Consider the following 20466-nt stretch of genomic DNA (forward strand, 5'->3'; position numbering starts at 1 on the left):
GTTAGCAGTATCAAAATCTACAACCGTTACGGTTCAGAGGTATACAGCTTTGACGGAAACTATACCAATCAGTGGCAAGGACAAGGTAAAGGAGACAAAATCCTTCCTGATGGAACTTACTATTACGTGGTGATTTCTCGTGGTAAAACCAGAACGGGATGGGTACAAATCAATAAGTAGACGTTGTTTCCCAATTATAATAATTTTACTTGATATCTGTTTATTTTGGTTAGTAAGCTTATTGAGTTTAAGAGAGTCGCAATTATTGCGGCTCTCTTTGTTTATACACGTTTTGATTTTACAAAACCGAACCTGCGATTAGGTATAAAACCATATAATAACGATAGAAATATTTTCTATTTCACTTTTAAAATAAACTTTATATTTACACTCGTAATACGCTAATAATTACCATTTATGAATATTCCTCCATATCAAAATTTCCCTGTACTAAGAGGCGACAAGGTTAGCTTGCGTCCTATAGAATTTGGTGATCTTCAACATATTCTTGAAATTTCTTTTTATAATGCTATACCGGCTAGCACTGTAGAAGAAGCGCTAACCATGCAGGATAAAATCCATCAAGATTACCGCAACGGTACTTCCATTCATTGGGGGATTTTTGACAATCGATCAAATAAGATTGTTGGAACTTGTGGTTATTACCGCGGTTTTACTGACGGAGCAGGAGAGTTGGGCTGCGTTTTACTGCCTCCATTTTATGGAAATGGATTTATGACTGCCGCCATGGAAATAGCGATGGAGTTTGGTCGTAATACGATGAAGCTTAACCGAATTTTTGCCATAACAACTGCTTCTAATATAAAAGCGATTCAACTCTTACACCGACTTAATTTTAGTTTGATAGCGGAGTTGGAAGCGGATGATTTGGAATTCGAATGGAACGGAAACGGTATTAAAACCGATTAACCGGAGAGGTTTAATAAAAAAGAGGTTAAGATCAATAGTCCAAACCTCCTGTCGAAAATAAAATAAATAAAATTAATAAAGAACTGCAATTATTGTTTGAGTACCCAAGCGAATATTAATGGAGCTACGATGGTAGCATCCGATTCGATCATATAACTCGGTGTATCTACGTCTAATTTTCCCCAAGTAATCTTTTCGTTGGGAATACAACCGGAGTAAGAACCGAAAGAGGTTGTTGAGTCGGTGATTTGACAAAAGTAGCGCCATTTTAAAACGTTTTCTTTTTCGAGATCCTGTTCCAACATCGGGGCAACACACATCGCAAAATCACCAGCTATACCACCACCTATTTGGAAAAAACCGATTCCTTGATCAACGGCATTCTTTTCATAAAAATCGGCAAGCCACACCATATATTCAATACCGCTTTTTACCGTAGAGGCCATTAATTCCCCTTTGATAACATAGGAAGCAAAAATATTTCCCATAGTTGAATCTTCCCATCCCGGTACAACAATTGGTAGATTGCGCTCTGCTGCGGCTAACATCCAAGAGTTTCTTGGGTCAATCTCGTATTCGTCTTTCAAAACGCCACTCAACAATAATTTATACATGTTTTCGTGCGGAAAATAACGTTCACCATTGCGTTCGGCATCCTTCCAAATCTTTTCGATATGGTGCTGTATTTTTCGGAAGGCTTCTTCCTCAGGGATACACGTATCTGTAACGCGATTGTATTTGTTTTGCAAAAGTTCCCACTCATCCTGAGGTGTTAAGTCGCGGTAATTGGGAATCCTTTTGTAGTGCGAATGTGCCACTAAATTCATAATGTCTTCTTCTAAATTAGCACCTGTACAACTGATGATATCAACCTTACCTTCTCTAATCATTTCTGCTAGTGAAATACCTAATTCTGCTGTACTCATAGCACCGGCGAGAGAAATCAGCATTTTACCTCCTGAGAGTAGGTGTTGTTCATATCCCTTAGCAGCATCTACCACAGTTGCCGCATTAAAGTGTAAATAGTTTTTCTCGATAAATTGCGAGATAGGACCTCTTTTTTGTTCCATGATAAAAAATAAGATAAAGGGTTTAAGCTTTTTTAAGGATTAAAAATCAACATTATAAATACAAAGAATAATACCAAATGCATAATTCCCATAATCGGTGTAGTTCGCTTACCTAAAAAAGTAATTAAACTCAGTAACAACGTGATTACAAATAAGATCGTTTCGGTTGCACTCAATCCAAAAAGTACGGTTTTACCTGTAATCATTCCAACGATTAGTACTGATGGTACTGTTAAGCCGACAGTAGAAACGAAAGCTCCGTGACATAGGTTGATTGCCCGTTGAAATTCGTTGTTTAATGCTGCCTTAACGGCCGTCATGGATTCTGGAGTAAATACGATTATCGCTATCAGTACGCCACCTAATAAAGGGGGTAATTGAGCTGCTTTGATACCATAATCCACTACAGTAGCCATGTTATGAGACAGCAATACAATCGGTAATATCATCGCTAACAAAATCAAGGAACGAATGATGATCTCCTTTTTATTATTTTTAGTCGGTGATAGTACTTCCAGTGGCTGTTTTGTTTCAACTAATGTTGACGTATGGCGTTGTGAAAAGGGAATAACCATAGAACCCGCTTTGGGTTGTATATACAGATGTTGGTAACCTTTCATCTGCAAAAAAAGAAAAAAACCGTATAATACAATGATCAAAGACGATAAAATGATTGCTTGTGTGTGAGTAAACATACCTTGTCCAGCTCCTTCAATAAAATTGGGCAACATCATAGATAAACCACCGAGCATAATAATCATTCCAAGGTAGGTCGTAGTACCTTGGGCATTGTATTCTTGCTCGCCATACTTCAGACCTCCTAATACTATACAAAGTCCGATTACTAGGTTCATAATGATCATCATGACTGAAAAAATAGAGTCCTTACCGATGGTCGGAAATTGACCAGGACCTAACATGACCGCAGAAATAAGTATCACTTCTATAGAAACTATAGATAGCGTAAGAATCAAAGTTCCATAGGGTTCTCCGAGTTTATGAGCCAATTCATCCGCTTCTTTGACTACGCCAAATGCAGCGCCTACGATGGTAATTAATAAAATTAAAAAGCCTATTATAGCAGTGGTCGGTGTAATGTGATCGCCCAATATTGAATGGCCAAATAACAGAAATCCCAGTACCATCATCCATACCAATACCAAGCGAATACGCGTATTCATAGGAACGATCTGCGAAAGCAGTGTGGGGGTATTTAAAGGAAGTTTAGACATAATTTTACTTTGTTAAGATGTTGTTTAAAACAAAGCGAAATTATGGCGATTAGTAGAGTATATAATTATCCTATGATAATTAATACCTTTTTTTTTAGGAGGTTATTTCTCCTTGCGAATTCGACTTAAGCTCACTGGGGTCATTCCCAAATAAGAAGCGATATATTTTAATGGAATTCTTTGAATTAATGTAGGAGATTCCGACATCAATAAATCATAACGTTCTTTGGCCGAAAGCAGCTCATTAGAAATCATTCTGCTTTCGATTTTCAACAGCTCGATTTCCGCTAATTTTCTACCCCAATTGGCGATGTGAATATCACTTTGATACAATTGATTTAGTCGGTCAATATTTAGTTGAAAAAGCACACAATCTTCAAGCAACTCAATGTTTTCATAGCTCTTTTTATTCTCAACATAACTGCGCATCGACAATATGGTTTCACCCTCTTGACCAAACCAAAACGTAATGTCGTGATCTTCCTGTGGTGCAAAAGCGCGAACGATCCCACTTTTGATTAAATAGATATGGTGTTCGATTTTATCGGCCTTAAGCAAAATATGGTTTTTTGGATAAACCAATTCCTCCATCTGATCCTTTAAAATCATTTTTGAGTTTTCAGGTAATTTGTATATGTGATCTAAGATTTGATCGATTTCCATAATCTTGATTTTTCAACGGAGATGTTACTCTAAAATTTTTAGGAATAACATCTATTCAAAGGTATAAAAAAAGGCGAAATACACTAATCTTTAAAGCGCAGTTCGCAATATAAATTCCATTCAATTACTTGAGATCATACGTGATGTTTTATTACTTTTGATAGTGAAGTACGTTGGATGAACGAAGAAGTTCTTTTTAAAACTTAAACACCGATAGGTATGGATCATACAAGAGTTTATAAAATGTCATTTGCCGGTGTCTACCCGCATTATATTAATAAAGCAGAAAAGAAAGGACGTACTAAAGAAGAAGTGGATACCATTATCCTTTGGCTAACCGGTTATGATACAACCAGTTTACAACAGCTTATCGATGATAAAACCGATTTTGAGACGTTTTTCGGTCAAGCACCACAACTAAATCGTAATGTCACGAAAATCACCGGAGTTATATGTGGATACCGTGTTGAGGATATAGAGGATCCGCTGATGCAAAAAATACGCTATCTAGATAAGCTTATAGATGAATTGGCAAAAGGCAAATCGCTAGATAAGATTTTGCGTAAATAATGAAAAGGAGTTTTTGAATTGCTTTTCTTTTAAGCGCGACTATATTATGATAGATACTACGATTAATAAGACAAAACCGAGCATAATGATCAATAGGTTTTTAAAATTAAATAGAAATCCTTTTTGACTTCCAGATGTTTTTACGAGTTGTCTAATAGCGATACGTAGTGGTCTTTGATTCAAATAGGTTAGAATCAGCAATAAGAGACTGTAGTAAATGATGGAATTTAGAGCATTGACTTCATAAAAGACATCAATTAACAGGATGTTTATAAAAATAGGCCACAGGGATAAAATCCCTAGTACTTTTGTTTTGTTATATACCAATAGGAGTATGGCCACGACTTGAATACACCCCAATATAATTTCATAAAGAGGCGCATAGCCGTAGAATACCCACACCAAGTCTTGAGGACTTAAATCTTGAACTTTATAATGGAGATAACTGTCACTACTTTGGCTAAATTGTACATTCATTATCTTGGCAACAGCATAGATCAGTAGTGAAAACGACAAGTAAAAACGAATGATATAATCTAAATATTTTACAACCGAAGGATTTGTTAGTATTTTCAATGACTATAGATTAGGTGAAGATAAGCGCTAATATAGGTAAAAGTACTCACAATCACTATCGTAAATGTTTTTCAAAACTTCGGTATCTATCTGTTTAAATAAGAGTTGTTATCTTGTTTTTTTAGGTGTTTAGTTTTTTATTCCAATTGTAAAGTAAGCAAAAACCTCAGTGGGGATTTTTGCTTACTGTGTTATGTGTTCAATTTAAAATAGCTCTTTCCAAGCATTTTTAGAAATGCTATAAACAAAATTTAATCGGGGGGCTTCGCCATAATAGGGCATAACCTCTTCCGCAATTTTTTCGGCGCCGAGTCGACTAATGGCAATTTGTGAACGGATGTTATTCGCACCAATATGGAAATACACTTGATCTACAAATTGAAAGGCATAGTTTAACATGGTTTTCTTTACTAGGGTGTTGATTCCCTTGCCCCAATGCGATACAGCATAAAAGGTGTAACCAATGAGGATGCTGTTATCTAGATGTTTATAATCGTAAAAACGCGTACTACCGATAACTTTCCCTGTTAATTTATCTACGATTTTAAAAGCTCCATGGCTTTTAAGAGCACCTTCAAAGAAATTTTCGAAAACCTCTTTCTTCCAGCGATCGGTATTGGGGTGTTGTTCCCATATTTTTGGATCTGAAGCTGTTAGGTATAATTCTTCAAAATCTTCTTTTTTTAGCGGAAGTAAAAGCACTTGGTCATTTTCGAGTACGGGTTGTATATCAAAAAGAGCTGTTGTATGGCTTAATTCTTTCTTCATTAGAATGTCCGTTTGTTCATCTTCACCCAATTTGAAGAGGTGTTGACCAAACTCGACAAAGCCATTTTTTTTGTAAAATTGAATGGCTCTTGCATTTCCTTCCCATACTCCCAACCAGATAAATGAAGCCTGCTGTCTTTGTGCTTCCTCCAAGGCTTTGTCATATAGAATTTGTCCTACTTTTTTACCGTGAAACTCTTTAGTAACATAGATTCGCTCAATTTCTAAAGCATCGTCAGTCTGTTGTTCGGTCTGCGAACTTCCGGTGTTCAGTTTTAAATAACCGACAACACGGTCTTTTGCTAATGCAAAATAGAATTGAGAGTTTGTATTCTGAAGTTCTTTAGTCAGCTTTGTTAAGGCAAAACTCTCTGCTAAATAATCCTTCATATTTTGATCCGTGTTACCAGTAGAGAAGGTTTCAAAAAAGGTTTGTTGGCCTATTTGCTGCAACTGCGCCAAATCGTTTAAAGCGACCTGTTTGATAGTAATGGGTTCCATAATGTCTAAAACTAAAGATTTTTAATGTAGGAGGCCAAATCCTGTTCAACTTGACCCTGTTGTTGTAAATGGTTAACGATTTTATTGCGTTCTAACTCGGTTTTATTCTGACTTAATTTCTTTTGTCCTTGTATATCCGTTACCTCAATTTCAAAACCGACAATACCCTTAATCATAGCGTTTTTATATTTGTCGCTGAGTTGGTTCCATTGCAATACATACTCCGGCTCATAAAATCGAATCATCTGCTCTAAAGCTAGTATTTTAGAATAATCGTCCGTAATGATCTTCGCTTTACCATAAGCGTGTACACTGATATAATCCCAAGTGGGAACACTTTGAATCTTTTCATAGTGTGTAGGTGATATATAGGCATGAGGTTCGGAGAATATAATCAACGAAGTCATTTGCTCGATGTAGTTGGCTTGTTCGTTTGCCTTTGCAAAATGACCACTTAAAAATAAAGTACCCGCACGTTCTTCTACGATAAAAGGAAGCTGAGTAGCGATGGGTATATCTCCTTTGTTGGTGATTATGGTTGCAAAAGAATACTGTTTCATAAATGCGATTTGCTCGCTTTTATCTTCGAATTCAAACATTTTAGGTACAAACATAAGCGTTGTTTAGAAAAATAAAGTTAATAGAATTATAGGAAACGATTGATTTATTAAATGTTAAACCTTTTATTTTAAAAAGGATACTAAAAACAAGATAGTGGTGTGGTTTATTTGGCAAATTTTTTAGATCCCGCCACACACAGTATTACACCTACAGTAACTAATAACATTCCTATACTTACTTTTTCATGTAATAGGGTTGCGGATAAGGCCAATCCAAAAAAGGGCTGTAAAAGTTGCAATTGTCCCACTTTAGCAATGCCTCCTTGAGCGAGTCCGCGATACCAAAAAATAAAACCGATAAACATACTAAACAAGCCGAGGTAGAATAAGCTAAACCAGCCTGTTGAAGGAATGTCTTCAAAATTAGTGGGTAGGAAGAAAAAGCACAAGGGTAGAGTTAGTGGTAAAGAAAGTACCAATACCCATGAAATGACCTGCCAGCCGCCCAAGGTTTTTGATAATTTAGCTCCTTCAGCATACCCCAGACCACATAGAATAATCGCTAGTAACATCAGCATATCGCCAATTGGTGAGGTTTCTATGCCTTGTGATAGGGCATAACCAATTACCAAAAAGCTACCCATCAACGAAAAAAACCAAAATATTTTAGAGGGGCGTTCGCCACCGCGAATCACACCGAATATGGCTGTCGATAGGGGAAGCATCGCTAAGAAAACCAAGGAATGAGCCGATGAAATGTGTTGTAAGGCAAAAGCGGATAGAATTGGAAATCCCAAAACTATTCCCAAGGCTGTAATTAATAGCGCGCGCAATTGTACGCTTGAAGGTCGCTTTTCTTTAAATACTAACAAAGCTACTAGGGCCAGTATACCGGCAATAGCCCCACGAGCTCCGGTTAAAAAAATCGGATTAAAATCCATCACCGCTACTTTGGTAGCAGGCATGGATCCGCTAAATATGACAACGGCAATAAAACCGTTGACCCAACCGTTGGATTGCTTTTCCAGTGATATGTCATGATTGATGATTGCTGGATTGATGCTGTGTTTTAAGTTCATTTGAAATGCTGAGTTTATAGGGTTGCTATGCGAGCTCCGAGCTGTGATAAAATTTCTCTACAAAATTAATAGATAACAAGTATTAAGTACAGTAACAGTTTTGTATATTTACATGGACACAGTTCAATACATAGGATCATGAGTAAAACATTTAAGTATATCGAGATTGCCCATATAATAGCCTCAAAAATTCATAATGGAATTTTAGTTCCGGGAGATAGATTGCCGTCAGTTAGGGATTTGTGCCGGAGTTATGATATAAGTATGAATACAGCTAAAAGGGTGTATTGGGAATTGGAGGCACAATCGTTAATAGAATCTAAACCGCAGTCTGGTTTTTTTGTTGCGGCGCTTTTAGATGTTAATTTGCCCTTACCCAGACGTAGTAGTCCTTCGTTGATTGCTAGTGATGTAGAGCCTTCTGAATTAATTACTAAGGTGTTTTCCAATATGGGAAAGACCGATTTGACTTTGTTTTCAATAGGCATCCCCTCGGGAAATTTATTGCCTTTGAGTAAGTTAAAAAAGGAAATTGTCTATGCAACGCGTGAACTCAAAGATGGCGGTACGGAGTATGAATTGTTACAAGGCAATGTGAAGCTGCGAAAAATGATAGCCTTTCGGTCTTCTAGTTGGGGCGGAAATTTTAATGAAGACGATTTGATAACGACTAGTGGTGGTATGAACGCCCTATCTTTTTGTTTAATGGCAATGGGAAAAGCAGGAGATACCGTTGCGATGGAAAGCCCGTGTTATCCAGGGATTTTTCAATTGGCGATCAGTTTGGGATACAAGGTTATCGAGTTGCCAACACACCCCATTACCGGAATTGATATTGAGGTCTTAAAAGCGGTAATACCTAAAATTAACTTGTGTTTATTGGTTCCTAATTTTAATACGCCTTTGGGCAGTTGTATGCCCGATGAAAATAAAAAGGCTGTGGTCGAATTATTAACCGAAAATCAAATACCACTTATCGAAGATGATATTTATGGCGATTTGTACTTCGGTAACCAACGACCAAAGTGTTGTAAGTCGTTCGACACTACCGGAAACGTTCTGTATTGCAGTTCTGTATCCAAAACCTTAGCTCCAGGGTATCGAGTGGGTTGGATTGCGGCAGGTAAACACAAAGAAAAGTTGTTGAAATTAAAATTGGTGCATTCTTTTTCTTCCACCTCAATTATTCAGGAGGCTGTCGGAAATTTTTTAAAAACGGGACGTTATGAAAACCATTTAAAACAATTGCGACGCACCTTAAAACAAAATTATCACAATTACGTACAAGCGATAATTGAATTTTTCCCAGACGGAACCAAAACGAGTAGACCGCAAGGAGGTATGGCTCTTTGGGTTGAGCTTCCACAGGGTATCGACACGGTAAAGTTGTATGATGCTGCTATACAAAAGGGAATTAGTATTGCTCCAGGACGTGTTTTTACTTTACAAAATCAGTTTGAAAACTGCATGAGGTTGAGTATTGGATTGCCATGGACGCCAGAACTCAGGTTAAAACTAAAAGTACTCGGAATTTTAGCGAAAGAGATGAACATTGCAGACAAAAACAATAAACTATAGCTTAGAGCTGTTACTTTTCAAAACAATTAAAAAGAATCTTACTATGATTTTTGATGGACCTATAGATGTGGAATCACAGTGGTATCCGCTTTAATTTTTTCTATTTGGCGATCGCCCCAGTTTTTTAAATGCTGAATAAAAGGAATCAGTTCAGCTCCGGTTTCCGTTAGGGAGTATTCCACTTTTGGAGGTACTTCATGATAGACTTCGCGGTGTATTAACAAGTCTGTTTCCAGCTCCCTTAGCGTTTGTGTCAACATTTTTGGAGTGACATCCTGAAGCGTTTTGCGCAATTCTCCATAACGCAATACTTGTCTGTGGTGTAAGTACCAAAGGATGCGACCCTTGTATTTACCACCGATACGTCTAAACGCGTAATCCACCGAACAACTCGGTGAAGCGGTATTTTTTTTCATTTTTTTTTCATTTTTTATGGACGGATAATCAGTAATAGTATCTTTTAGGTGCTTAGTGTACCAAAAAGTGCATACTTGTTTCAAATATACTATAAAAATATATTTGTTTTCTAATTTTAAAATAGTTCAAATGAAAACAATAGTGATTAAAAACAGTTATGGCTTGGGCAATATATCGGTAGAAGAGCGCGCAATTCCAGCGATAAAACCCAACGAAGTATTGGTTCATGTGAAGTCGATGGCTTTGAACCAATTGGATTTAATGATTGCTCAAGGGGCATTTGGTACACGATTGCCCCATGTTTTAGGATCCGATGCCGCTGGTATAGTGGAAAGTGTAGGCAGTGAGGTACAATCCTTAAAAATTGGTGATAGGGTGTCTACGCATTTTATACAATCCTGGCAATCTGGGCCGTTGAGGGAAGCGGATTTAAGTACGCGCTTGGGAACGACAATGCCCGGAGTGTTTTCGGAGTATATTGCCTTGCCGGCAAGCAGTTTGGTGAAGATTTCCAGTCACTTTACGTTGGAGCAAGCGTCAACGCTTCCTATAGCGGCACTTACGGCATGGGAGGCTTTGGTTCATGTCGGTCAATTAAAAGTTGGACAAACAGTCCTTTTACAGGGGACAGGAGGCGTATCGATCTTTGCCTTGCAGTTTGCTAAAGCATTGGGCGCAAAAGTTATTATCCTGTCGAGTTCTGATGATAAACTGATCAAAGCCAAACAATTGGGTGCTGATGAAACCATCAATTATAAAGTCTATCCCGACTGGGAAAAACGGGTTTTGGAGTTGACAAATGGGCAAGGTGTTGATTTGAGTCTAGAAATGGCTTGGGGAACCTTGGAGCAAACCATAACAAGTATGAAATTGGGAGGTAAGATTGTTGTCATCGGGCTTATGGCGGGATCAGATGTAAATCTATCTGTATTTGGAGTTCTTCAAAAAAGCTTGACGATTCAAGGTATTCAAATTGGATCGAAACGATCTTTTGAACAGATGATTCAAGCTATTGAAGATTACAAAATGAATGCAATTATCGATAAGGTTTTTCCGGTTACAGCACTAGCAGCAGCATTAGAATATTTTAATCAGGGGAAACATTTTGGAAAGGTTGTCCTAAATTTTTAACGCCGTTTTCTCTGTTTATGGGGCGTGTTCAACTGGCAGTCATTTAAAAAAGGTGAATTTCTCGACTTATTAAAGATTATATTTGCGGGATTATTTCCGGTCATAACTTGGAATATTGAATAGAGATAGCACGGTAAAAAGATGGTGTTGTCATTTTAAAATTTTAATTATGGATATTGAATTAGAGTTATTTAAGATTTACGACTTTGATCTTTACTTTAAGTTAGTTAGTGATGAACGCGTTATGGCTATGATTACAGAAAGGGCGTTTCCAATGGAGGAAGCTCGAGTCGAATTTCAAAAATTAATTGAGCATAACCAGCTTGATGCGCAGTTTGGTAGTTTTAAAATTATCAATAGCGATACGAGTGAATTTATGGGTTTGGCTAAATTGGAAGTCGAAGAAAAGGGAGCGGAAAGCGCGGAACTCGGTTATATGATTTTGCCACAGTATTGGGGTCAGGGTTTGGGAACAACAGTTGCAACAAAGCTGGTTAAACAGGCCAGAAAACAGCAACACTTAAAGCAACTCACAGCCATTATCGATCCAAAAAACATCCCTTCTCGAAAAATTTTAATCAATAATGGCTTTGAATCCGTATCCTTTGAAGATTTCGATGGATTGCCTGGAGAAATACTCGAATTAAAACTCCATCGTTAAAGGGGCTTGTTTCTCAATCGCGACAAATTTGAAATTAGGATACTTCTTCGAATCTAAATCGACATATTTTCTCAATCAATGCCTTGGGAAGCGGTTTTTCATAGGAGAATTGTATAGTTCCCTTACTGCATTTATAAGTGTTTAAATCATCTTTAAAAGCAATTATAGCGCTAGGAGTAGGGTAAAAGCCGATATGGGATTGATAGACCGCAAAATACACCAATATTTTCCGATACCTATAGGCAGGCATATTGTAACTGATTACTTCTTCGGCTTTGGGTAAGGCCGATTTAATGATGTTGCGAAGCTCGACAGCGCGTTCGAGGTGCTCTGAGGAAATACCGCTTAGATATTGATCTACACTGTCGTATTTAGGAGGCGTCATTGGGCTCTTTTTTGTATGGTTAATATACACTATTTAACCCAAATATCCAAATAAAAACTTCTCTTATTTAAAGGAATGTATAAAAAAATATGCCCAGTTTTTACTGGGCATATTTATGATATATAGACATTAGTGTGATTACCACGATATAGGAACATAGTCTTTTAAAAACTTGCCACACCAGTGTTTGCCAGTATTGATACCATCAAATAAGGGATCCATAACTCTTGCTGCACCGTCAACAATGTCTAGTGGCGGTTGAAAATCTTCTTCTTCTTGTTTTCGTCTGGCCATTTCTGCAGGATCTTCATCGGTTACCCAACCCGTATCCACGGCATTCATATAAATTCCTTCTTTAGCCAGCGAACCTGCCGCGGTATGTGTAAGCATATTTAGGGCTGCTTTAGCCATATTGGTATGCGGATGGCGATCGTCTTTATAACCGTGATAAAATTTTCCTTCCATCGCAGATACATTGATGATGTGTTTCTGACCGGTTTGATCTTTTTTCATCACTTCGGCAAGTCGGTTGCACAACACAAAGGGTGCAACGGAATTGACCAATTGTACTTCGATCATTTCCGTGGTTTCTATTTGGCCCAGTTTTAAGCGCCAGCTGTTGGTTTTACGCAAATCCACCTGTTGCAAATCCGCGTCCAATTCGCCTTCCGGAAATGCTTCTGTGGCAACAAGTGCCTTATCAAACGAATACGGGATCTGTGATAATTGAGCCGAAGCTCTCAATCCAATTCCCGGCTCCGGTCCGTGCCAAGTGACAGGCATATTTTGATTGGATGAAGCAGTGCTTGTCAATAGCTTTAATTCCTGTAAACAGTCTGTGTGATCGAGTAATAACTCTTGTACTGCTTTGGGCAGCGATTCAACGGGACGTTGCTCATTGTCCATCAAATGGGTATAAAAACCAGACGGTCGGCGTACGGTTTGAGCGGCATTGTTGATTAGAACATCCAAACGACCGTATTTCTGTTCTATATAATTACAAAAAATTTCTACACTGGGTATATGTCTCAAATCCAATCCGTGAATCTTTAAGCGATGTCCCCATTCCATAAAATCGGATTCCTTGGCAAAACGAATCGCGGAATCCACAGGGAAACGCGTAGTGGCAACAACCGTTGCTCCACCGCGCAATAACATCAAAGTAATGTGGTAACCAATTTTTAATCGCGATCCGGTGATTACGGCTAATTGCCCTTTGACATCAGCGGTTTGAAAACGTTTGGCATAGTTAAAATCTCCACAATCGGTACACATGGTATCGTAAAAGTGATGAAGGGTAGTAAAACGCGTTTTACAAACATAACAATTTCGAGCCGTCTCCAGTTCTAGTGGTTCCTTTTGGGCTAAATCAGTATAAGCCAATAATTTCGGTGCAACGAAAACAGGGGCTTCTCGAGCATGTCGAATTCCCGTAACCTTACGTGCGGTTTTGTCTTTATTTTCCTTTTTGCGTTTGGCAACCAGTCTTCCATCTTTCTTTCTACGCGCCAATTCATCGCGATCCGGTCGTGAAAATTGACCTGCAGCCTTAATCAAAGCCGTGCGTTGCTCCTTGGGTATATCAAAAATCTGATCGGTATCGGTGTTGAGCTGTGTCAATAGAGCAATACATTTGTCAATATCTGCAGCACTGATCTCTTGAGTAGAAGGTGTTTCCTCGTTCGTCATCATAAAAAACAATTCAATCTTGGCAAAAACACCAAGGGCGCAAAGATAGCTTTTAAGCGCGTAATATTTATGGCGAAATAAAACTTGAAGTGCACATTTTCAAAAACTGCCAATTTTAAAGCCAGATTATCGAAATCATCGGCCAAGGAAAGAAAAATTTTAGCTTTATACCCGTTATAGGTACTGAACACAATTTCTTTCCGGTAGATCAAAACAACATACCCAATTACCAAGTAAGAAATTGGGGAAAGGTAGTTAAAGATTGGGAGACTTGGTTAGCAGCTCATTAAGTAACACACACTCTTACTAAATGATCGTTGTATAGAGTCCAAGCTGTTATAGCAACCGAGTATTTATGGATTATAATCGATCTTTTCGAATTCCATTTTTATCAAATTCCCGTCTTAAAAGAATTTCTACAATAGGAACTACTAGTATGGATAAAACGGTAAATGCAATTAAAGGAAATACTACTGCGGTTTCTTCTTCAAACAGGTAAGGAGCAATTAGGCTTAATACGATCAAGATGATGATATTGAACAAAAATATTTTGTTAGCCAGTTTATTGGCATACACCCAAGTTTTATCATTTTTGACAGATAAACGGCTTTTATATCCAAAAAAACTCGGTGTAGTCGGGGTATATTTCCAACTGATAAACAGTAAAATCAACATAATTACGGCTGAAATGAATGAGGGAATCATCATGACTTTTAAAAGCTTATTTAAATTATAAGTGGCAATATATTGAATAGACGCTACAATCTCAAATTCTTTATAATTAAATTTTTTTTATCTTTGAAACATGGAAAATATCTCGATAAATACACTAATTAGAACAGCTACCGCGGCTGATTTACCTCAACTACAAGTTTTTTTACAACACTTAGTCGATGCCGAACGACCATTTGATCCGACCTTAAAACAAGGAGAGTTATTTTACTACAACATCGGGGACATGTTACTCGATAGCGCTACAGAAGTTTTAGTAGCGGAATACAACAATCAACTTATTGGATGTGGTTATTCACAAATGCGATCTACCAAGGAATTCCAGATTCACGATACTTTTGGTTATATTGGTTTTATGTTTGTAACTCCAGAATACAGAGGTCAAGGTATCAGTAGTTTATTACTCAATCATCTAAAGCAGTGGCTTGTAAGTAAGGGAATCAATGAGTTAAAACTCGATGTTTACGAGGAGAATACCGCTGCTATTCGCGCTTATGAAAAAGCGGGTTTTAAACGATTTACCACGACTATGAGAATAGAAATCTAAGGCAATCTTTATAGGGGCGCTGTAAGAAATCGCTATCGGATTATTCTAAAAATATCCCGAATTGATAATATCATATCTCGCACCTTAACTTAACCATTTGGTAAACTTTTGAATAATTATACCGACTACTTTTGAGACCAAGGATTTCAAAGGGAAATAGTCATGGCTAATAAAAATCAAAGTTTCCAACGTTTGTATCAACAGCATTGGGCAGAACTCTATGCTTTTGCCTATAACGTTATGCATGATAAACAAAAGGCTGAAGATATCGTTCAAGATATTTTTGTCGATCTGTGGAATCGTTTTGACGATTTAACCATCAATCATCACCGCGGTTATTTGTTTCAATCGGTAAAAAATCAATGCGCAAAGAATTTTGGCAAAGGTGCACTGCAAGAGGTGCATATTGAAGCCTGGACTGCTTTTTTAACCGAGATTGAGGAACCGGCCTACGAGGAAATTAAAAGACGCCTATTAGACGAGATTGAAACAACGGCTAACAGCGTATTACCGGCTAAATGTCTGTTGATTTTTAAAATGAGGTTTTACGAATCTCGATCGTATAAAGAAATTTCCCAACAACTTCACATCAGTGAAAGCACTGTAGAAAATCAAATTACTAAAGCTTTAAAACTGCTTAAAAATTCCACGCGTTACATTACCGATATACATCTCCTTATACTCGTACTCACACAGCTTACCATTAACTAAATGTTACGCGTTTTAACAAATTGCTAAGTGTGATTTTTTTAATAGGGGAAAATCAGTATGTTGGTACATCATCATAGGAACAATTAATAAAATACCTGTGAGACCAATTAAACGGCTTTTTCAAAAATACGCAGATTCAGAAACTACAAAGATCGAAACGGATTTAATCCATACCTATTTTGATCGACTTCATAAAAAGGGTATAAAAATCGAAGATGCCCAAAGTGATCTGGTTTTAAATCGTCGTATTTATCAAAAAATCAATCAAAAAATCAAACCTGGTTTTCTTCAGCGTAGCAAGCCTTTCCTACCAATAGCAGCGAGTTTATTGTTATTGCTGAGTATTTCTCTTACTCATAACTTCTATTTTAATAAACCGACTGAAAATTGGTTAAGTCGCAGGGCGAGCAATGGGGAGCAACTTGATTTTTTTTTAAGTGATTCGACCCAAGTTTACTTAAGTCCTGGTAGTACATTACAGTACACCGCTGATTTTGGCAATCAAGATCGCAAGGTATATCTCAATGGAGAAGCTTTTTTCAAAGTGAAAAAGAAAGATAACCAACAAGCCTTTGTTGTAGAAAGTACGCATTTGATAGTTAAAGTCTTAGGGACGGAGTTCAATGTACAAGATATTGAAGGAGAGGCTACAGCGGTACACGTTCGCAGTGGTAAAGTTAAAGTCAACGATAGAGATCATCAACAACAGCAAATTATTACAGCTAATCAACAAGTTGTTTACAATAGAAGTTCGGGCTTATTAACCAAAACAACCTTGGAAGATGGAGAAATGAACAACTGGTTTACCGGGCAAATCAGGTTTAAGAGTGCTTCTCTAACGGAAGTTATTAATACATTGAAAAGACGTTTTAACGTGGAAATCACCGTCAAAACCGAAAAATTACCAACCTATCCAATCAGTGGAGATTTTACAAACGACAGTATCGAAGAGGTATTAAAGAGTTTAAACTTTTTATACGGTATTACTTATATAAAAATTGATGAAAAACACATAGAGATCACCATTCACTAAAATGGTGTATAAGGGAGCCCTAAGCTTTTAAAACCAATACATATCACTATATAACACTAACCAAAAAAGATAAAAAAATGAAAAATTAAGCTAAAAAAAAAACCTATATCAAGTTGCAGCTCGTATAGGTTTATAGGTATGAATAATTCGAAAATTAAACGGAATAACCAACAGCAAAGATAAACATTATGTGTTTCCAATTTTTAAAAGGGCCCAATAAATTTTACGCCCGTCTCTATTTACTATTTGCGTGTTTACACGTATTTATAACACCCGGTATGGCCGCAAAAAACCTTTCCAAACCCACTTATAACCTGAGTTTGGAAAATGCTAGAATCACGGATGTTTTTAATCAAATCAAACAACAGTCCGAATACACCTTTGTCTATGCAGACAATTTAAACACCCGAACCAAGCAAATGGACATACAACTTAAGGCTGTTTCGATTACAGAGGTACTCGATTATGTATCGATGCGTTACGGCGTTAGTTATTATCTGTCGGGCAAAACGGTGTCGGTAAAATTTGAGGAAAATGAACGAAAAAGGGTTCATGGCGTTGTTAAAGACGAAAACGGTCAAAGTATACCCGGAGCGATTATTACCATAAAAGGAACCCAAGAGGGAACGACCACCGATGTAAACGGTAAGTTTTCTCTATTGGCTCAGTATGGCGTGGATCAAATCGAGATTTCATTTATGGGATATAAAACGATGACGGTAAAAGCCAAGGAAAATCTGTTGATTACCTTATCAAGTGATGAAACCAGTTTGGAGGAACTCGTTGTAACTGCCTTAGGTATTAAACGCGAAGAGAAACGATTGGGCTATGCCCAGGAGACGGTTAATGCAGAAAAATTATCAACGGCAGTTGCCAATAACTGGTCCAGTGGATTAAAGGGAAAAGTAGCGGGATTAAACATCTTTTCAGGTAGTAGTGGACCGATTAACTCTCAACGCATTCAGTTGCGTGGAAACACTTCTCTAGACGCTAGTAAAAATTATGCGTTAATCGTTATTGACGGGGTTCCTATGGATCAGGAAATGACCTCAAACGGGTATAATACGGCGGCCTTCGGAAACGATTCACCAGTGGATAATGGTAACGCTATTTCCGACTTAAATCAAGATGATATCGAAACCGTTACTGTTTTGAAAGGCCCAACTGCGGCTGCTTTATACGGATCAAGAGCGGCCAATGGTGCCTTGATTATTACAACCAAGTCTGGTAAAAAAGACAATAAAATGGGGGTGACCTATAACTCTAGTGTGGCATTCGACGTCATCAACAGATGGCCGGATTATCAATACGAATACGGACAGGGTTCAGGTGGTTTCTTTAATAAAGAAGGAGATCCGTATTATTCGTTTGGAAGTTCCAGTGATGGTCCTGACACAGGAAATCATCCTGAAGCATGGGGACCGAAGTTTGATGGACAATATTATTATCAATACGATCCGTTGACTCAAAAGCAAGGTGAGGAAAAGACCTTGTGGAAACCCTATAAAAATAACCGTAAAGACTTTTTTAAAACAGGAATAACTGTAAATAACGCTGTTTCCTTTCAAGGTGGTGATGATAAGGGATCGATGCGCTTAAACTTATCCCATGCCAAAAATGACTGGATCGTTCCCAATACGGGTTATAAAAAATATGGGGTTTCGTTTAATGGAAATTACCAGATCTCACAACGGGTCAAATTAACTGCAGTTATGAATTACAACAACAGAAGTAGTGATAACCTACCGGTTTTGGGATATAACAACGGTTCTTTGGCGTATTTTATGATGTTTCTATTACCCAATGTCGATAGTGAATGGTATTCACCGATTTGGTCTAAGGGACAAGAGGGGATTCAGCAGTTAAATCCGTTTTCACCTTGGTCTAGTAACCCGTATTATATTTCTTACGTAGATACCAACACTTTAGACAGTAATCAGCTCATAGGAAATGCTCGTGCTGATATTAAGTTGACCGATAAATTGGAATTTATGGGTAGGCTAGCCATCAATAACCTAACTCAATTTAGAGAAACCAAACGCGGTTTCTCAAGCAAAAGACATGGAAATGGTTTTTATTCTCGACAAGATATTGCAAGTAAAGAAGTCAATGCCGATTTTTTACTGACTTACAAAGACTTAATCGGAGATAATTTTGACTACCAGATTACTGCGGGAGCCAATCATATGAATTATATGCACCGAAATATCCGTACCTCAATAGATGCTTTGGTAGTACCGGATGTTTATAAATTGTCCAACGGGGTTAACAATCCGTTAGTTACTACGGCTGATACCGAAAAAACGGTTAACAGTGCTTATGGAATGCTTTCACTGGGATATGCCAATGTACTCTTTTTGGACGTAACAGGTAGAAATGATTGGTCGAGTACTTTACCACAGGGAAACAACTCGTATTTCTATCCGTCGGTTAGCGCCAGTGCCATTTTATCGGATATGTTTAATATGCCGGTGGTCTTCGATTATTTGAAATACCGTTTATCGTATGCAAAAGTAGGAAGCGATACCAATCCGTATCAAATATCAAAATACTATTGGCAGAGTAATTTTCCGAGTTCAGCAGTGATGCCAAGTACCCTTTTTAATGCCGATTTAAAACCGGAAATCACAACGAGTTGGGAAACGGGTATCGAGTTAAAAATGTTGAAAAACAGACTTGGAATGGATATCACACTTTATGAATCCAAAACTAAAAATCAAATTCTGACTTTACCGATGGATATCGTCGAAGGATATAGCTCACAAGTTATTAATGCGGGTAGTGTTCGAAATAGAGGAATTGAATTTGTCTTACACGGTTCGCCCATTAAGAATGACAAATTCCAATGGAATGTATCGGCAAACTGGGCCATCAACAATAATGAAGTTTTGGAACTAAAAGACGGTTTAGAACAACAGGTTTTGGGTTCAGTAGTTAACGGACGCTTGATAGCTAAAGTAGGTGGAACAACTACGGCTTTATACGGAAGAAAGTTTCAACGAAGTGGTGATAATCAAATCATATACAGCAACGGAGTACCCGTATTGGGCTCTGACTTTGAATATATAGGCGATGTAGCACCGAAATGGAAAGCCGGATTGGTCAATTCGTTTAAATATGAAAACTTCACATTTGGACTAACAGTTGACGGTCAATATGGCGGAAAGGTGTATTCTCATTCACACCATAAAGCTACGGAAGCCGGACAATTAACACATACCTTAAAAGGAAGAGAAGAAGGAGTGATGATTGGGGAAGGAGTGGTCAAAAATTCAGACGGTAGTTTCTCTGCCAACACCACGGAAATCCGCGTTGATAACTACTATAGAAAGTATTATGAATATCAGAATGTCGAATCCAATACGTTTAACGCTTCTTACTTAAAAATCAGAGAAATGTCTTTGGGCTATACTTTTCCGAAAAAAATCACTCAAAAGATGGGAATAGCAGGACTATCAATAGCGATTTTCGGGCGTGATTTAAAAACGTTTACTGACTTCCCTTTCTTTGATCCTGAAGCTTCTACGATGAACGGAGACGTGATCATTCAGGGGATGGAAACGGGGCAAATGCCTTCTACCGCTTCTTATGGGTTTAATATAAAATTAGAAATTTAATCGCTTACATACTAAG

21 protein-coding genes are annotated in these 20466 nt (G+C 37.7%); 10 read left to right on the top strand and 11 right to left on the bottom strand.

All coding sequences use genetic code 11. From position 1 onward, the window contains the following. Both L1275_RS13785 and L1275_RS13790 read left to right on the top strand, forming a co-directional pair. On the top strand, positions 1–180 hold a 180-nt coding region (locus L1275_RS13785), incomplete at its 5' end, for a gliding motility-associated C-terminal domain-containing protein (RefSeq protein WP_253474502.1). 237 nt (positions 181–417) lie between these two features. Further along, the gene (locus L1275_RS13790) at positions 418–930 is read left to right on the top strand and encodes a GNAT family N-acetyltransferase (RefSeq protein WP_253474505.1); all 513 of its coding nucleotides are present in this window, start codon (positions 418–420) and stop codon (positions 928–930) included. Positions 931–1019: 89 nt separating this feature from the next. Here the strand turns inward: L1275_RS13790 and L1275_RS13795 are convergent, their stop codons facing one another. The 3 genes from L1275_RS13795 to L1275_RS13805 all read right to left on the bottom strand — a co-directional run bounded on the left by L1275_RS13795 (position 1020) and on the right by L1275_RS13805 (position 3895). Then, a complete protein-coding gene (locus tag L1275_RS13795) occupies positions 1020–2000 on the bottom strand; it encodes a deoxyhypusine synthase family protein (protein ID WP_253474508.1) in 981 nt (326 codons plus the stop codon). A gap of 32 nt (positions 2001–2032) precedes the next feature. Continuing rightward, positions 2033–3232, bottom strand: a complete 1200-nt coding sequence (locus L1275_RS13800; RefSeq protein WP_253474511.1) for a calcium:proton antiporter — start codon at positions 3230–3232, stop codon at positions 2033–2035. A 102-nt stretch (positions 3233–3334) separates the two neighbouring features. Beyond that, positions 3335–3895 carry a Crp/Fnr family transcriptional regulator gene (locus tag L1275_RS13805; RefSeq protein ID WP_253474514.1) on the bottom strand — a complete coding sequence of 187 codons (561 nt, stop codon included), beginning with the start codon at positions 3893–3895 and terminating at the stop codon, positions 3335–3337. 219 nt (positions 3896–4114) lie between these two features. Between L1275_RS13805 and L1275_RS13810 the strand changes: the two genes are divergently transcribed. Then, complete coding sequence (locus tag L1275_RS13810) at positions 4115–4465, top strand: DUF2200 domain-containing protein (protein WP_253474517.1); 351 nt, start codon at positions 4115–4117, stop codon at positions 4463–4465. Positions 4466–4504: 39 nt separating this feature from the next. On the opposite strand, the gene L1275_RS13815 is transcribed toward L1275_RS13810, so the two are convergent. From L1275_RS13815 to L1275_RS13835, 4 genes are all read right to left on the bottom strand, one after another. Further along, on the bottom strand, positions 4505–5041 hold the full coding sequence (locus L1275_RS13815; RefSeq protein WP_253474520.1) for a hypothetical protein: 537 nt from the start codon (positions 5039–5041) through the stop codon (positions 4505–4507). 204 nt (positions 5042–5245) lie between these two features. After that, positions 5246–6310, bottom strand: a complete 1065-nt coding sequence (locus L1275_RS16605) for a GNAT family N-acetyltransferase (protein ID WP_371923489.1) — start codon at positions 6308–6310, stop codon at positions 5246–5248. A gap of 11 nt (positions 6311–6321) precedes the next feature. Next, positions 6322–6924 carry an FMN-binding negative transcriptional regulator gene (locus L1275_RS13830; protein WP_253474523.1) on the bottom strand — a complete coding sequence of 201 codons (603 nt, stop codon included), beginning with the start codon at positions 6922–6924 and terminating at the stop codon, positions 6322–6324. A gap of 110 nt (positions 6925–7034) precedes the next feature. Continuing rightward, the gene (locus L1275_RS13835; RefSeq protein ID WP_253474527.1) at positions 7035–7949 is read right to left on the bottom strand and encodes a DMT family transporter; all 915 of its coding nucleotides are present in this window, start codon (positions 7947–7949) and stop codon (positions 7035–7037) included. A 138-nt stretch (positions 7950–8087) separates the two neighbouring features. Here L1275_RS13835 and L1275_RS13840 point away from each other — a divergent pair, with 138 nt between their 5' ends. Next, positions 8088–9527: a PLP-dependent aminotransferase family protein gene (locus L1275_RS13840; RefSeq protein WP_253474530.1), complete on the top strand. Its 1440-nt coding sequence runs from the start codon at positions 8088–8090 to the stop codon at positions 9525–9527. Positions 9528–9586: 59 nt separating this feature from the next. Here the strand turns inward: L1275_RS13840 and L1275_RS13845 are convergent, their stop codons facing one another. Then, complete coding sequence (locus tag L1275_RS13845) at positions 9587–9943, bottom strand: helix-turn-helix domain-containing protein (protein ID WP_253474533.1); 357 nt, start codon at positions 9941–9943, stop codon at positions 9587–9589. A gap of 130 nt (positions 9944–10073) precedes the next feature. On the opposite strand from L1275_RS13845, the gene L1275_RS13850 reads away from it, so the two are divergent. Together L1275_RS13850 and L1275_RS13855 are read left to right on the top strand one after the other, a co-directional pair. Next, positions 10074–11075 (top strand): NAD(P)-dependent alcohol dehydrogenase, encoded by a 1002-nt coding sequence (locus L1275_RS13850; protein ID WP_253474536.1) that lies wholly within the window; start codon positions 10074–10076, stop codon positions 11073–11075. Between the two features lie 169 nt (positions 11076–11244). Continuing rightward, positions 11245–11736 carry a GNAT family N-acetyltransferase gene (locus L1275_RS13855; protein ID WP_253474539.1) on the top strand — a complete coding sequence of 164 codons (492 nt, stop codon included), beginning with the start codon at positions 11245–11247 and terminating at the stop codon, positions 11734–11736. 34 nt (positions 11737–11770) lie between these two features. Here L1275_RS13855 and L1275_RS13860 read toward each other — a convergent pair whose 3' ends face one another. The 3 genes from L1275_RS13860 to L1275_RS13870 form a co-directional block, all read right to left on the bottom strand. Further along, positions 11771–12121 carry an iron chaperone gene (locus tag L1275_RS13860; RefSeq protein WP_253474542.1) on the bottom strand — a complete coding sequence of 117 codons (351 nt, stop codon included), beginning with the start codon at positions 12119–12121 and terminating at the stop codon, positions 11771–11773. 138 nt (positions 12122–12259) lie between these two features. Then, complete coding sequence (locus L1275_RS13865) at positions 12260–13813, bottom strand: SDR family oxidoreductase (RefSeq protein ID WP_253474545.1); 1554 nt, start codon at positions 13811–13813, stop codon at positions 12260–12262. Positions 13814–14170: 357 nt separating this feature from the next. Next, positions 14171–14518 (bottom strand): SdpI family protein, encoded by a 348-nt coding sequence (locus tag L1275_RS13870; protein WP_253474562.1) that lies wholly within the window; start codon positions 14516–14518, stop codon positions 14171–14173. Positions 14519–14615: 97 nt separating this feature from the next. Here L1275_RS13870 and L1275_RS13875 point away from each other — a divergent pair, with 97 nt between their 5' ends. From L1275_RS13875 to L1275_RS13890, 4 genes are all read left to right on the top strand, one after another. Further along, positions 14616–15089 carry a GNAT family N-acetyltransferase gene (locus L1275_RS13875; RefSeq protein WP_253474565.1) on the top strand — a complete coding sequence of 158 codons (474 nt, stop codon included), beginning with the start codon at positions 14616–14618 and terminating at the stop codon, positions 15087–15089. Between the two features lie 162 nt (positions 15090–15251). Continuing rightward, positions 15252–15800 carry a sigma-70 family RNA polymerase sigma factor gene (locus tag L1275_RS13880; protein WP_253474568.1) on the top strand — a complete coding sequence of 183 codons (549 nt, stop codon included), beginning with the start codon at positions 15252–15254 and terminating at the stop codon, positions 15798–15800. A gap of 97 nt (positions 15801–15897) precedes the next feature. After that, complete coding sequence (locus L1275_RS13885; protein ID WP_253474571.1) at positions 15898–16833, top strand: FecR domain-containing protein; 936 nt, start codon at positions 15898–15900, stop codon at positions 16831–16833. A 278-nt stretch (positions 16834–17111) separates the two neighbouring features. Next, positions 17112–20450: a SusC/RagA family TonB-linked outer membrane protein gene (locus tag L1275_RS13890; protein ID WP_253474574.1), complete on the top strand. Its 3339-nt coding sequence runs from the start codon at positions 17112–17114 to the stop codon at positions 20448–20450. Positions 20451–20466: the final 16 nt, after the last annotated feature.

Source organism: Flavobacterium sp. HSC-61S13 (genome assembly GCF_024171535.1).
In the GTDB taxonomy this organism is placed as follows: domain Bacteria; phylum Bacteroidota; class Bacteroidia; order Flavobacteriales; family Flavobacteriaceae; genus Flavobacterium.